The 14,403-nt window shown below is 47.1% G+C and carries 14 protein-coding genes and 1 riboswitch; of the genes, 9 read left to right on the forward strand and 5 right to left on the reverse strand.

What is annotated here, in order from left to right; genetic code table 11:
* The first annotated feature begins 76 nt into the window (after positions 1-76).
* Genes JXR92_RS09650 through JXR92_RS09670 form a run of 5 tightly spaced genes read left to right on the forward strand, consistent with a single transcriptional unit; the run spans position 77 to position 3,815 of the window.
* A complete protein-coding gene (locus JXR92_RS09650; RefSeq protein ID WP_138344839.1) occupies positions 77-550 on the forward strand; it encodes a phosphatidylglycerophosphatase A family protein in 474 nt (157 codons plus the stop codon).
* Positions 535-1,062 (forward strand): GtrA family protein, encoded by a 528-nt coding sequence (locus tag JXR92_RS09655; protein WP_005826761.1) that lies wholly within the window; start codon positions 535-537, stop codon positions 1,060-1,062. Before JXR92_RS09650 ends, JXR92_RS09655 begins: the two co-directional genes overlap by 16 nt.
* The gene (locus JXR92_RS09660; RefSeq protein WP_138344841.1) at positions 1,052-1,705 is read left to right on the forward strand and encodes a CDP-alcohol phosphatidyltransferase family protein; all 654 of its coding nucleotides are present in this window, start codon (positions 1,052-1,054) and stop codon (positions 1,703-1,705) included. Before JXR92_RS09655 ends, JXR92_RS09660 begins: the two co-directional genes overlap by 11 nt.
* Entirely contained in the window at positions 1,702-2,634 is a 933-nt protein-coding gene (locus JXR92_RS09665) for a phosphoinositol dihydroceramide synthase (protein ID WP_138344843.1), read from the forward strand. Before JXR92_RS09660 ends, JXR92_RS09665 begins: the two co-directional genes overlap by 4 nt.
* 8 nt (positions 2,635-2,642) lie before the next feature.
* Positions 2,643-3,815 carry an iron-containing alcohol dehydrogenase gene (locus JXR92_RS09670; RefSeq protein WP_009036796.1) on the forward strand — a complete coding sequence of 391 codons (1,173 nt, stop codon included), beginning with the start codon at positions 2,643-2,645 and terminating at the stop codon, positions 3,813-3,815.
* A gap of 80 nt (positions 3,816-3,895) precedes the next feature.
* Here the strand turns inward: JXR92_RS09670 and JXR92_RS09675 are convergent, their stop codons facing one another.
* Together JXR92_RS09675 and JXR92_RS09680 are read right to left on the reverse strand one after the other, a co-directional pair.
* Positions 3,896-5,470: an Rne/Rng family ribonuclease gene (locus JXR92_RS09675; RefSeq protein ID WP_005826752.1), complete on the reverse strand. Its 1,575-nt coding sequence runs from the start codon at positions 5,468-5,470 to the stop codon at positions 3,896-3,898.
* A gap of 235 nt (positions 5,471-5,705) precedes the next feature.
* Positions 5,706-5,981, reverse strand: a complete 276-nt coding sequence (locus tag JXR92_RS09680) for an HU family DNA-binding protein (RefSeq protein ID WP_005826750.1) — start codon at positions 5,979-5,981, stop codon at positions 5,706-5,708.
* A gap of 157 nt (positions 5,982-6,138) precedes the next feature.
* Here JXR92_RS09680 and mutY point away from each other — a divergent pair, with 157 nt between their 5' ends.
* The 4 genes from mutY (at position 6,139) to JXR92_RS09700 (ending at position 9,720) form a co-directional block, all read left to right on the forward strand.
* A complete protein-coding gene (gene mutY, locus JXR92_RS09685; RefSeq protein ID WP_117867022.1) occupies positions 6,139-7,179 on the forward strand; it encodes an A/G-specific adenine glycosylase in 1,041 nt (346 codons plus the stop codon).
* Between the two features lie 72 nt (positions 7,180-7,251).
* Positions 7,252-7,710: a single-stranded DNA-binding protein gene (locus tag JXR92_RS09690; protein WP_117965486.1), complete on the forward strand. Its 459-nt coding sequence runs from the start codon at positions 7,252-7,254 to the stop codon at positions 7,708-7,710.
* 23 nt (positions 7,711-7,733) lie between these two features.
* Positions 7,734-9,080 (forward strand): gliding motility-associated protein GldE, encoded by a 1,347-nt coding sequence (gldE, locus tag JXR92_RS09695; protein WP_117962591.1) that lies wholly within the window; start codon positions 7,734-7,736, stop codon positions 9,078-9,080.
* A gap of 10 nt (positions 9,081-9,090) precedes the next feature.
* The gene (locus JXR92_RS09700; protein WP_117962593.1) at positions 9,091-9,720 is read left to right on the forward strand and encodes a 4'-phosphopantetheinyl transferase family protein; all 630 of its coding nucleotides are present in this window, start codon (positions 9,091-9,093) and stop codon (positions 9,718-9,720) included.
* Between the two features lie 5 nt (positions 9,721-9,725).
* Here JXR92_RS09700 and JXR92_RS09705 read toward each other — a convergent pair whose 3' ends face one another.
* The 3 genes from JXR92_RS09705 to JXR92_RS09715 form a co-directional block, all read right to left on the reverse strand.
* On the reverse strand, positions 9,726-11,099 hold the full coding sequence (locus tag JXR92_RS09705; RefSeq protein ID WP_117962595.1) for a tryptophanase: 1,374 nt from the start codon (positions 11,097-11,099) through the stop codon (positions 9,726-9,728).
* Positions 11,100-11,372: 273 nt separating this feature from the next.
* Positions 11,373-11,574, reverse strand: a riboswitch (cobalamin riboswitch).
* Between the two features lie 326 nt (positions 11,575-11,900).
* Positions 11,901-13,694 (reverse strand): sensor histidine kinase, encoded by a 1,794-nt coding sequence (locus JXR92_RS09710; RefSeq protein ID WP_117965482.1) that lies wholly within the window; start codon positions 13,692-13,694, stop codon positions 11,901-11,903.
* Positions 13,669-14,358, reverse strand: coding sequence for a response regulator transcription factor (locus JXR92_RS09715; protein WP_005826729.1), 690 nt, complete (start codon positions 14,356-14,358; stop codon positions 13,669-13,671). The genes JXR92_RS09710 and JXR92_RS09715 overlap by 26 nt, the downstream gene beginning before the upstream one ends.
* Between the last annotated feature and the right edge of the window lie 45 nt (positions 14,359-14,403).

Here is a 14,403-nt window from a genome sequence, read left to right on the forward strand (position 1 = left end):
CTTTATCACTTTTATTACTTTATTGCATTTATCATTTTACCGTTTTTATCGCATTTATCACCTCATTACTTTTTTGATGAAGAAACCCTCCCTCCTCCCAGTTATTATCGGTACGGGCTTTGGCTCGGGCTTTTCTCCTTTTGCACCCGGCACTGCGGGAGCTTTGCTGGCTACGCTTATCTGGTTCGGGTTGTCTTATCTGGTTTCAAGTGTCTGCCTTTTGTGGCTGACAGTAGCATTGATTTTGGTATTTACGCTTGCCGGTATCTGGGCTGCCAACCGCCTGGAGGCATCTTGGGGCGAAGACCCTTCGCGCGTGGTGGTCGATGAAATGGTCGGCGTGTGGATTGCCTTGCTTGCGGCGCCCGCCGGACATGTATGGTATACATTGGGAGCATTTGTTTTGTTCCGTTTGTTTGATATATTCAAGCCCTTGGGCATCCGCCGTATGGAAAGTCTGCCGGGTGGAATCGGGGTAATGATGGACGATATTCTGTCCGGAGTCTACGGATTTATAATTTTGATTGTGGCAAGATGGATAATCAGTTGAAATCAAATGGCAAAGGTGTGTCGTGGCGCCATTCTGTCTGGATCTTCTTCAAGGCCCAGATTTCTGCGCAATTCGCAAGCTTTGTCGATTTTCTGGTGACTATCCTTCTGGTGAAGGCTTTTGCTGTTTTTTATCTTTATGCCACATTCACGGGTTCCGTAGTAGGAGGCATTGTAAACTGTGCCATTAATTACGGATGGGTGTTCCATGCCGAAGACTGCAAGAAAACGCATGTTGCCGTCAAGTACCTCTTTGTCTGGGGAGGCAGCATTATACTGAATACTTGGGGTACTTTTGCACTGACCGAATGGCTTACCGGCATGACATGGGTCAATGGATTGTTGGGATATTATATAGACAATGTATTTATTCTGTCAAAGATAATTGTAGCAGTGCTGGTAGCTTTTTTTTGGAACTACCATCTGCAACGTTTTTTCGTTTATCGTAATCACAATATAAAAGGCTTTCTGAAACATTATTTAGAGAACAAAAAAGACGAATATGAATTATAGAGATTGGTTGCAGCAGGTGATATACAAGATTATCAACCCTGTGGTGCATGGTATGATTAGAATTGGCATTACGCCTAACTTTATTACGACTACGGGGCTGGTGCTGAATATCGTGGCGGCTGCCTTGTTTGTGTATGCCGGGGTGTACAAGAGTGGTGAACTGGTCTATGTGGGCTGGGGAGGCGGTATTGTGCTCTTTGCCGGGTTGTTTGACATGATGGACGGACGTGTGGCACGCGTGGGTAAAATGAGTTCTACTTTCGGTGCGCTCTACGACTCCGTACTCGACCGTTACAGCGAGCTCGTGACATTGTTCGGCATCTTCTATTACTTGATGCTGCAAGGCTATTTGTGGGGCTCCATCATTACATTCATTGCGCTGATAGGTTCGCTGATGGTGAGTTACGTGCGTGCCCGTGCCGAAGGTTTGGGGCTGGAGTGTAAAGTCGGTTTCATGCAGCGCCCCGAACGCGTTGTGCTGACTGCCCTCGGTGCCATGTTCTGCGGTATCTTTGGTGATTGTACCTTGTTCGACCCGATGCTGATACTAATTGTGCCTATGGCAGTGATTGCAATATTGGCGAATTTGACGGCATTTGCTCGCTTGGCGCATTGCTATAAACTACTGAAAGACAAGGAATGAAAAATAGTTTGTTTCCCTCTGTGAGAGAGGCGGTGCTGGTGATTGTCATCACAGCGTTTTTCCTGATTCTGACAGCGGTCTGTATCGGGCTTCGTCCGGAACATTTCCTGATGGCGGGTGTATTTTTGGTATTGTTCTTTGCCGGACAGACAACCCGTAAGTTGGCAGTGGCGCTGTTGCCGTTTTTCATATTCGGCATTTCGTATGACTGGATGCGCGTATATCCCAATTACCAGGTGAATCCCATTGATGTAAAAGGACTTTATGAGGCAGAAAAATCCCTTTTTGGCTTGTCTGTAGACGGTGCTGTCCTTATCCCTTGTGAGTATTTTGCTTTGAACCATTGTCCTGTTGCCGATTTCTTTGCCGGGATATTCTATCTCTGTTGGGTACCGGTTCCCATTGCATTCGGGTTGTGGCTCTATCTGAAGGGTGACCGTAGGGTATATCTTCGTTTTGCGATGGTGTTCCTGCTGGTTAATCTCATCGGTTTTGCCGGCTATTATATCCATCCCGCTGCTCCGCCCTGGTATGCCATGAATTATGGTTTCGAGCCGATACTCGACACTCCGGGCAATGTGGCAGGCTTAGGGCGCTTTGACGAATTGCTGGGATGTTCCATCTTCAACTCCATTTACGGAAGGAATGCCAATGTATTTGCAGCAGTGCCCTCGCTCCATGCCGCCTATATGGTGGTGGCTTTGGCTTACGCGGTTATGGACCGCAGCAAAAAGTGGTTGATAGCGTTGTTTGCGGTGATTATGGTCGGTATCTGGTGGACGGCTGTCTATTCGGGACACCATTATCTGATTGATGTGATGCTGGGCATCTCTTGTGCATTGCTGGGTATTTTTGTTTTTGAGAAAGGACTGATGAAGTGGGGAGCGTTCGGACGCTTCTTTGAAAGATACAGTCGATACATTAAATAAGGTATACAATGAATAATTTTGTTTTTTATAGTCCTACAGAGTTTGTCTTTGGCAAGAATACTGAAGTGCAAGTCGGTGCATTGGCGCGTAAGTATGGTGCACAAAAAGTGATGATAGTATATGGAGGCGGTTCTGTTGTACGGAGTGGTCTGCTGGATAGAGTGAAGCAATCCTTGCAGGAAGCCGGTGTGGCTTATTGCGAAATGGGAGGTGTCCAGCCCAATCCCATTGACGGGAAGGTATACGAAGGTATTCAGCTTTGCTGTCGTGAGCAGGTGGATATGATGCTTCCTGTGGGAGGTGGTTCGGTCATAGATACGGCAAAGGCCATTGCTGCCGGAGCCCTCTATGATGGTGACTTTTGGGATTTCTTTATCGGTCGTGCCAAGGTGGAGAAAGCGTTGAAAGTAGCCGTGGTGCTGACTATCCCGGCTGCCGGAAGCGAAGGTTCGGGCAATACGGTAATTACCAAGACAGAGACACTCCAAAAACTGGGGCTCTGTGCCCCCGAGCATTTGCGTCCCGTATTTTCCATCATGAATCCTGAACTGACCTACACTCTCCCAGCTTATCAGACGGCTTGTGGTATTGCCGACATGATGGCTCACATCATGGAGCGTTATTTCACAAATACACCGGATGTGGAAATCAGCGACCGGCTTTGCGAAGGCACCTTGACAGCTATCATTAAAGAAGCTTACCGGGTGAAACAGCAACCGGACAACTATGCCGCGCGTGCCAACATTATGTGGTGTGGCACTGTGGCGCATAACGGAACTTGTGGGGTAGGGCGTGAGGAAGACTGGGCATCCCATGCACTGGAACATGAAATCAGTGCTATCTATAATGTAGCCCACGGTGCCGGCTTAGCTGTAATCTTCCCTGCCTGGATGGCTTTTATGGCAGAACATAATCCGGCAAAGATAGCCCAGTTTGCCCACCGCGTTTTTGATATACCCAAGTCCGAAGATTTGGAAGAGATGGCTTTGGCTGGTACCGCCCGCCTGAAACACTTTTTCCGTTACATGGGCTTGCCGGTTAGCTTTAAGGAGTTGGGCATCGAGCATCCCGATATAGACCGTATGCTCGTCAGTCTGCAGCGCAATAAAGGCGAACTGCTTGGCAACTACGTGAAGCTGACCATGACTGATTGCAGGGAAATCTATCGTTTGGCTTTATAGCGGAAGGCATGTTTGGGGAGAGCTCCCCCAAAGCAAGAGATAAAAAAGACGGCGAAGATAAATACCCTTCGCCGTCTTTTTTATTTGATTTCGATTTCTTCCTTCATGTCTATCTCTTCCCCTTGCAGGTCGTAGAATACATATTCCAGGAATGCTAATTTCTGGTTTGGAATAATCTTGATACCGAATCCGTACTTCATCTGCCACTTCCGTTTCAGGGAGACGAGTCCCTGATTGACGTAGGCTGCGATGTACGGGTGGATGTGTAACGAGAATTTCTTTATCTTCAATTTGTTGACCAGGTAGTCAATCTTACTCTCTAAGGTGTCCGTAAAGAGGATGGACGATTTGATGGTGCCTTTACCGAAGCAGGTGGGGCAGGTTTCCGTCGTATTTACATCCATAGCCGGGCGTACACGCTGGCGTGTAATCTGCATCAGTCCGAATTTACTGAGCGGCAGGATGTTGTGACGTGCTCTGTCTTTCTGCATGTTGGCACACATACGTTCGTAAAGCTTCTGTCGGTTTTCGGCTTCATTCATGTCGATGAAGTCCACCACGATGATACCACCCATATCCCTTAGTCTGAGCTGGCGTGCCAGTTCGTCGGCTGCACCCAGATTCACTTCCAGTGCGTTGGCCTCCTGCCCGTTGGCATTCTTGGTGCGGTTACCGCTGTTCACGTCTACTACGTGAAGCGCCTCAGTATGCTCAATAATCAGGTAGGCACCACTTTTGTATGAAATGGTCTTGCCGAATGACGACTTGATTTGTTTGGTGATACCAAAATTGTCGTAAATGGGGAGTTGACCTTTGTACAGCTTCACGATTCCTGCCCGTTCAGGGGCGATGAGGGTTACGTAATCCTTGATTTCGTGGTACACAGCCTCGTTGTTCACGTGGATGTTTTCGAAGGAAGGATTGAACAAGTCGCGCAACAGTCCTACGGCACGGCTGGTTTCTTCGTAAATCAGTGTCGGAAATTTGGTGGCCTTCTGTACTTTTGTAATGGCATCTTCCCAATGTTTCAGTAATACTTTAAGCTCTCCGTCGAGTTCGGCAACACGTTTTCCTTCGGCTACGGTGCGGACGATGACGCCGAAGTTTTTCGGCTTGATACTCATCAGCAGTTGCTTGAGGCGTGCGCGCTCTTCGCTCGATTTAATTTTTTGTGATACGGAAACCTTGTCATTGAAGGGAATCAGCACGAGGTATCTTCCGGCAAAGGAAAGTTCGGAAGTCAGTCGCGGCCCTTTGGTAGAGATAGGTTCCTTGACAATTTGCACCACTACTTCTTGTCCCACCTTGAGTGTGTTGGAAACCGTTCCGTCCTTTTCAAGGTCGGGAAGTATGGTTGCTTTGGTAATGGGATTCAGCTTCTTCTTGTCGCTTAAAGTTTGCTTTACGTACTTCTCTAACGAGTTAAATTGAGGACCTAGGTCCAGATAATGAAGAAAAGCGTCTTTCTCGTAACCCACGTCCACGAAGCAGGCATTCAGGCCGGGCATCAATTTTTTGACGCGTCCCAAATACATGTTGCCCACCGAGAAGGAGATGTTTCTTCCTTCGCTCTGAAGTTCCACCAGCTGCTTGTCTTCAAGCAGTGCAATGGATACCTCTTTGGGCTGTACGTCTACAACGAGTTCGCTTGTCACAATAATTGGCTTTTAAATGATTCTATTTACTACTTAAACAAAGAACAAACCCGCGAGACATTTTGCTTCACAAGTTTGTTCTTTATTTTGTCCTTCAGACTAAAAATTACTTTTTGCTTTTATGTCTGTTCTTTCTTAGTCTTTTTTTACGCTTGTGCGTAGACATTTTATGTCTTTTTTTCTTCTTTCCGCTTGGCATAGCTTCAAAATTTTTATGGGTTAATACTATTGTTTATTATTTCTTCACTGAGAGGGTGAACGTTTTTGCAGGCTTAAATGCCGGAATGTTATGTTCCGGAATGATTATTGTAGTGTTCTTGGAGATGTTGCGTGCAGTTTTCTGAGCTCTTTTCTTCACTACAAAACTACCAAACCCGCGGAGGTAAACATTTTCATCTTTGGATAAAGATGCCTTTACTGCGTCCATGAATGCTTCAACGGTTGTAAGTACGGTTGTCTTATCAATTCCGGTGTTCTTTGTAATTTCGTTTACAATATCAGCTTTAGTCATTTTTCTTTAAAAAAAATATTATTACTATAGTTTTCCTAATTTTTTGGACTGCAAATATATAGCTTTTCCGTGGCTCTAAAAAATATATTTCGGACAATTTTCTAAAAAAGTCTTGGCATTAAGCTTTGTTAGGCTGAAAATGAAGTATTTTTGCAGCATGAATATTTTTAGCGGAACATTGTTGGATTGGTATGCGGAGAACAAACGCGACCTTCCGTGGCGAAATACCACGGACCCTTATCTGATATGGATTTCTGAAATCATCTTACAACAGACAAGAGTGGCGCAGGGTTATGAGTACTTTTTGCGTTTCATAAAACGCTTCCCGGATGTGGCGTCGCTGGCTGCTGCGTCCGAGGACGAAGTGATGAAATATTGGCAGGGCCTGGGGTACTATTCTCGTGCCCGCAACCTGCATGCCGCAGCCAAAAGCATGAAGGGTACATTTCCAAAAAACTATGCAGAGGTGCGTGCTTTGAAGGGGGTAGGGGATTATACGGCAGCGGCCATCTGTTCTTTTGCCTATGACATGCCTTATGCGGTAGTAGACGGGAATGTATATCGGGTGCTTTCCCGTTATTTCGGCATTGATATTCCCATTGATTCTACCGAAGGGAAAAAAACTTTTACTGCTTTGGCGAGAGAGATGCTCGATAAATCCCGACCGGCAGATTATAACCAAGCGATTATGGACTTCGGAGCCGTGCAGTGTATGCCGCAGTCGCCCAACTGTCTGTTCTGTCCTTTGTCTGGTAGCTGCAGAGCCTTGTTGGAAGGCAAAGTGCAGCAACTGCCCGTGAAGCAGCACAGAACAAAGACTACCAACCGCTATTTTAATTATATATATGTACGTATGGGTGCGCATACTTTGATACATAAGAGGACGGAGAACGATATCTGGAAAAATCTCTTTGAATTGCCTCTAATCGAAACGGAAAAAGATTTATCCGAAGAGGAGTTCCTGGCATGTCCGCAGTTTCATGCACTGTTTGCAGAGGGAGAGGTGCGGATGGTCCGTACACTACTTCGGGGAGTGAAGCATGTATTGTCCCACAGAGTGATTTATACCAATTTCTATGAGGTCACTCTACCCGATAATTCGGGTTCTTTTTCAGGTTACCAGCAGGTTGCGGTCGAAGATTTGGACCGTTATGCGGTGCCTCGGCTGATACATGCTTTCTTGGAGAAATATATATAAAAGTTGTCTGTATTCTTGCATGGTGTGGATATTCTCGTTAATTTTGGCAGCAAATTAATAAAATAGAAGCTTATGTCAGTAAACAAGGTGATATTGTTAGGAAATGTGGGCAGAGACCCGGAAGTGAGATACCTTGACAGTGGGGTGGCGGTAGCTACTTTTTCTTTGGCTACTACAGAAAGAGGATACACTTTGCAGAATGGAACCCAGGTTCCCGACCGCACTGAGTGGCATAATATTGTGCTTTGGCGTGGACTGGCAGAAACTGCCGAAAAATATGTGCATAAAGGAGATAAACTTTACATTGAAGGTAAAATTCGCACTCGCTCGTATGATGACCAGACAGGAGCTAAGCGCTATGTGACTGAAGTTTTTGCAGATACAATGGAAATGTTGACACCTAAAAGTGCATCGGCATCGGGCAATGCGCCGTTTGCGCCGCAAGCCGGAGCGACAGCCCAGCCGCAACAACCGGTACAACCGCAGGCTGCCCCTGCACAAGATAACCCGACGGACGATCTACCGTTCTGATTGTTTAACTAAAACCAAAATCTTTGGACCCAGACGCTTATTTATGCCAGTTGGCAGATGTTTTTAACGGTATATCCGTACAGACTCCTTCTATTTCGGCCATTGTAGCCATTGTGTTGGCAGGTTTGCTTTTGCTCGTTTCCGGCTTTGCATCAGCTTCCGAAATAGCCTTTTTTTCTCTTTCTCCGTCAGACTTAAATGTAATAGCGGAGAGAAAGCATCCTTCGGATGAGAAAATCAGTAATTTGCTGGATAACAGTGAACGTTTGTTGGCGACGATTCTGATTACAAACAACTTCGTGAATGTAACCATAATCATGCTCTGTAACTTCTTTTTTATGAATGTGTTCCAATTTCATTCTCCCATTGCAGAGTTCCTCATTCTGACAGTAGTCCTTACGTTTTTGCTGTTGCTTTTCGGTGAAATCATGCCTAAGATATATTCGGCTCAGAAAACGCTGGTTTTCTGCCGTTTTGCTGCTCCCGGCATCACGTTTTGCCGTTCCGTATTCTATCCGATGGCATCTATGCTGGTACGTTCCACTTCTTTCCTGAACAAGCATGTGGTCCGCAAGAACCATAATATATCGGTCGATGAACTTTCACATGCACTAGAATTGACCGATAAGGCGGAACTTTCGGAGGAGAACAATATTCTGGAAGGTATCATCCGCTTTGGTGGAGAGACAGCCAAGGAGGTTATGACTTCCCGCCTCGATGTGGTGGATCTGGATATTCGTACCCCTTTCAAGGATGTGGTGAAGTGCATTGTAGAGAATGTCTACTCCCGTATTCCCATCTATGCGGATAACCGTGACAATATCAAGGGGGTGCTTTATATCAAGGATTTGCTTCCCCATCTGAACAAAGGGGATAATTTCCGCTGGCAGTCGCTTATCCGGCCCGCCTATTTTGTGCCCGAAACCAAGATGATTGATGATTTGCTGCGCGATTTTCAGGCAAACAAGATTCATATAGCCATTGTGGTCGATGAGTTCGGCGGTACGTCGGGCATTGTCACCATGGAGGACATTATTGAGGAGATTGTGGGCGAAATTCATGACGAATACGATGATGAAGAACGTACATATGCCGTACTGAATGACCACACTTGGGTATTTGAAGCCAAGACCCAGCTGACCGATTTCTATAAAATAACGAAGATAGACGAGGAAACGTTCGATGAGGTGGCAGGGGATGCCGATACGCTTGCCGGACTTCTGCTGGAGCTGAAGGGGGAATTTCCTGCTCTCCATGAAAAGGTGACCTACGGCCGTTATGAGTTTGAGGTGCTGGAGATGGACAACCGCCGTATCCTGAAAGTGAAGTTTACAGTAAATGCCTCAACTCCTCTAATCCCTAATCCTTAATCCTTGCCTCATGCCCCTCTTCTTACAACATACCGCTCTTCCCTGCCGATGGGGAATTTGGAAAACGGAGGAATCTCCGGAGGAATTGCTGGCCATGCTTCCTCATCAGGAAGTATACCGGGAAGGTATGCGGCGTTTCACCGCAGCACACCGCCGTCTGGAGTGGCTGGCTGTCCGTGTATTGCTTTACACGCTGTCGGGAGAAGAGAAAGAGATTGCCTATCATCCCAGTGGGAAACCTTATTTGGCAGATGCTTCCGCCTCTCTCAGTATTTCGCATACGAAAGGTTATGTGGCTGTTGTTTTGGGATTGCCGGGTCGGGAAGTGGGCATTGACATTGAGCAGTATGGTGAACGGGTAAGGAAGGTGGCGCATAAATTCATGCGCGAAGATGAACAGCCATCCGTGTTTCGCGGAACCGACACTTGGTCACTGTTGCTGCACTGGTCGGCCAAGGAGACCATGTTTAAATGCCTGAATGCTTCCGAGGTTGATTTTCGTGGGCACATGCGCATTCTGCCTTTTGCTGTAAATGAAAGCGGCGTATTCTCCGCCGAAGAGTATCGTACGGTGGAGAAACGCCGGTTCACTATTCATTATTATTTGTTTCCGGATTTTGTCTTGACATTGAGTCTGTAAATTTCTTACAGCCTTTCCAGTTGTACCGTAAAATGTCTCATCAACGGAGCTTCCCAAGTGATGCGAACTCCGCGGGTAATACTTTCCCGCTTGTCATATACATTTTTTAAAGCGGCTGCTACCACATCCATGTGGTTGTCGGTGTACACGCGGCGAGGGATGGCAAGCCGGAGCAAATCCAAGCCGTTGAAGCGGTTTTCGCGGGTCACCGGGTCGCGGTCTGCCAGCAGATAGCCGATTTCACAACCGCGTATGCCTGCTTCTAGATAGAGTTCGGCGGTCAGTGTCTGTGCCGGAAACTCTTCTTTGGGCACGTGTGTCAGCACTTTGGGGGCATCCACAAATATGGCATGGCCGCCTGCGGGACGTTGGTAAGGTATCCCGTACTCATCCAGTTTCATGGCTAGATAGCCCACCTGGTGAATGCGGGTTTCCAGATTGTCAAATTCAGTATTTTCATCCAGGCCGATGGCAAGGGCGTTCATGTCACGTCCGTTCATGCCGCCGTAAGTGAGGTAGCCTTCGAATTGCACGCAGAAGCCTTTGGCACCTTCATACCAGTCTTTCCGGCGGGTGGCTATGAATCCGCCCATGTTGACAATACCGTCTTTTTTGGCACTCATCGTCATGCCGTCGGCAAGGTCAAACATCTCGCGGGTAATTTCCTTTATGCTCTTGTTGCGGTAACCTTCTTCTCTCATTTTGATGAAGTAGGCATTTTCCGCAAAGCGTGCCGAGTCAAAGAGAACGGGCTTGCCGTACTTGTCGGCAATGGCGCGGACTTCGCGCAGGTTCTGCATGGAAACCGGCTGGCCGCCTGCGGTGTTGTTGGTTATGGTGACGATGACGAACGGTATCCGTTCGCTATGTTCCTGTAATGCTTTTTCCAGTTTTTTAGGGTCTACATTGCCTTTGAAGGGAATTTCCAGCTGTGTCTGTTTGGCTTCGTCTATGGTGCAGTCCAGAGCCAGTGCCCGGCGTCCCTCGATATGTCCTTTGGTGGTGTCGAAATGGGAGTTTCCCGGCACAATGTCGCCCTCGTGCACCAGGTAGGAGAAGAGTACATTTTCGGCAGCGCGTCCCTGGTGGGTGGGGATAATGTATCCAAATCCGGTGAGGCGGGTGATGACTTCCTTCAGTCTGAAGAATGAGGTGGCTCCGGCATAGCTTTCGTCGCCCAGCATCATGCCTGCCCATTGGCGGTCGCTCATGGCGCCGGTGCCCGAGTCGGTGATGAGGTCGATATAAACTTGTTCCGATTTGAGTTGGAATACGTTGTAGTGGGCTTCTTTCAGCCATTGTTCGCGTTCCTGGCGGGTACTTTTACGGATAGGTTCCACCATTTTTATTTTCCATGCTTCGGCAAATGGTAATTCCATAGACTCTGTATCTTTAATAATTTGACAATAGGTTAACGGATAAACCGATTATTTCGGTTTAATGTGCCGAATTTAGGTAAAATCTATGTAATAATCAATTTAAATATGACTTTTTGTAATGTAAATGTCCGGACGAAATCACTTCGGCCGGACATCATCAAATAAACTTGGCAGAGTTTATTACCTTCTTTACTTTCTCTGAATTAGGTTTGATGAATGAAATGATGGACGGTTTGTCCGGCTCATTAGACTCAACGCTTTTTCCTCGAAAGCAATGATAAAGTATGCATGGCAGGTCTTCTGACTTGTTTCTGTTGCAGGCGCCTTCCCGGAAGAATATTCCAGTGGCATAGAGTAATTGTCTGCAACGTTGCACGAAACTTACAGCAGCGGGACTGTCCAGGATTTACACCTGATTCCCTTTTAATCGCTTTCCCAGAAGAGGGGGAGCGAACCAATGCATGACAAAGATACGGATTCTTTTTGAGAAAACAATTCTATGAGTGATAAATTTTCTTCCCCGCTCTCTTTCTTTTTGCCGACAAATTGGCAAGGTTTTGCCATCCTCTTGGCAAGACTTTGTCACCGCGTTGGCAAAACTTTGCCATAGGCATGGCAAAAGTTTGCCAAAAGCATGGCAATAGGTTGGCAAAATTACTCTCTGATTGATAGTGACTTAAGGCGATTTAAGCAATCCGTCATGTCGGTAAGGTGAAAAGATACCAATACAAGCCACACTTGCCACAAGAACCTTCTCCAGAGGTATGCAAAGCATTTTGTTTGGTGTGGTAAAACGGGCTGTTATCTCTCTTTTGCCAGTGTGAATACAAACTCCAGCCCTCCGCCTTGGTTGTTTTTGGCAGAGATGGTGCCTCCGTGAATAAGGACTGCATTCTTCACTATGGCGAGCCCCAAGCCGGTGCCGCCCAACTTGCGCGAGCGTCCTTTGTCTACACGGTAGAAGCGTTCGAACAAACGGTTCAGATGTTCGGGAGAAACGCCGATGCCGGTATCGGCAAAACTGAAATAGTAGTAATTCTCGTCTTCGCGGAAACAACTGATGTTGATGTGTATGTTGGTGCCGGCATAAGCGATGGCGTTGTCCATGAGATTGCGGAAGATGGAGTAGAGTAGAGAGTAGTTGCCCCGCAACTGTATCTTCGATTTTAGGGAATTGACAACGGTGATTTGCTTCTGTTCCAGTTCCAGGGACACTTCGTTGACGATGTTTGAAACCAGCATGCTGATGTCCACCTTTTCCATATCGATCATGTTGGCGGCTTCGTCCATGCGGGTCAGTACGGATATGTCGCGCAGCAGGCGGCTCAGGCGGTTGCTTTGCGCGTAGCAGCGTTCCATGAAGATTTGCATCTTTTCGGGCGCGATGTTCTCGTTGTTCACGATGGTTTCCAGATAGCCTTGTATGCTGCTTACGGGGGTTTTCAGCTCATGGGCGATGTTTTGGGTCAATTGCCGTTTTAGCTGTATCTGCTCCTCTTCCTGGGTGATGTCGTTGATGGAAATCTCAAAGCTGAGGTCTTGGAAGATGATGCACTCCACGATGAAGATGCGTCCGTTCTTGTTGATGTGAACGGACATTCTTCGTTCTTCGTTATAGGAAGGGCGTTTCTGTGCCTTGTTGATGAAATCTGTTATCTTCTGGAATTCGCAGATGGAGAATATTTCTTCGGTAGTCTGCAGGTTGGAGTCTGAAATCAGATTGCCGTATTGGGTGAACAGATTGTTTACCAGTATCTCCTTTTTGTCTCTGTTGAATACGCCCAGTCCTTCGCGGGAGGTCTGCAAATGGGTGATGAGTTTTTCGCGCTCAATGTAAAGCGCCTCTTTGGTTTCGCGCAGGCGCTTATATATTTGTATGATGTGCTGCGAAATCTCTCCAAGTTCATTGTGCGGGAAGGCGGTTTGTATGTCCATGTCTATGGGTTCGTTCTTGTCGGCTCTTTTGGCAAACTCACGCAGGTGGTTGATGGCACTGCCAAGTTTGGAGGTGAATTTATAAAAGATGAATATCAGCAGCAGTGATACAATGACCGTGAACCAGATGTAATGTGGGTCGGCAGCCAGATTGTTCATCAGGTTGACGTTGTAGGGGAGAGCTGAGCGGATGATGCAGTCTTTGTAGACGGTGGCAGAATAGAAATAGGTTCTGCCGGTGGTTTCGGAGATGCGCCGCAGGTCGTAGCCTTTGCCGGCTTTCAGTGCCTTCTGCACTTCGGGGCGCTTGATGTGGTTGTCCAGTTCATGGCTGCCGTTCTGGGAACTGTCGAACAATACGTTACCTTGAAGGTCTACCACGGTGACGCGCAGTTCCTTGTTTACATGCTTGGAGATATAGCTGTCCAGCATGGAAGTCCATAGGCTGTCGGGGAGATAACGAAGTTCCTGGTGTAGTCTGTCATTATAGTCTTGCAGCTGCGTGTCCAGTAGCTCCACTTTATATTCCTTTTCCCGCTGATACTGGTAGGCGATGAAGCATGCGGCGAATATGAGGAACAGTGAAATGACCGAAAGGAAAAGCTTCCGGCTGAAGGACAGAAAGTGTCTGTCGTTATTCGGCTTCGAAACAATATCCATATCCCAAGCGTGTTACGATGCATTTGCCATAAACTCCGATTTTCTTGCGTAGGCGTGTGATGTTTACGTCGATGGTACGGTCCAGCACATATACTTCATCACTCCAGATGCGGTTCAGTATATCCTCGCGCGAGAATACGCGTCCTTTATTCTGCAAAAGCAGCAATAAGATTTCAAACTCTTTTTTGGTGAGCGGTGCCTCTTCACCGTCAATGCAGACTTTCTTCTTGATGACGTTCAGCACCAGCGTCTTGTAGACAATCTGTTCCGGTGCATGCTCTGTCTCTCCTTGCTGGGTGCGTCTCAGTACGGCTTTGACACGTGCCGCTACTTCGCGCAGCGAGAAGGGTTTGGATATATAGTCGTCCGCTCCCAGGTTGAAGCCAGTCACGGTGTCATTTTCCGTATCTTTGGCGGTAATGAAGATGATGGGTATCTGGGCCGTCTTCTTGTCCTTCTTCAGCATACTTGCCATTTTGAAGCCGGAAATTTCTCCCATCATCACGTCCAGCAGTAGTAGGTTGTAGCTGCCAATGTCCATTCTCAGAGCTTCTTCGGCAGAGTTCGCCGTGTCCACTTCGTAGCCTTCGTTTTCGAGGTTGAACTTCAGAATTTCACATAAGTCTTCTTCATCGTCCACTACTAAAATCCGGTAATTGTTCATTGCTTTGTTGTTTATGTATGACAGGAATAAAACAATTTTCTTGTC

The sequence above is a fragment of the Bacteroides parvus genome, assembly GCF_017309675.2.
Taxonomy (GTDB): Bacteria; Bacteroidota; Bacteroidia; order Bacteroidales; family Bacteroidaceae; genus Bacteroides; species Bacteroides uniformis.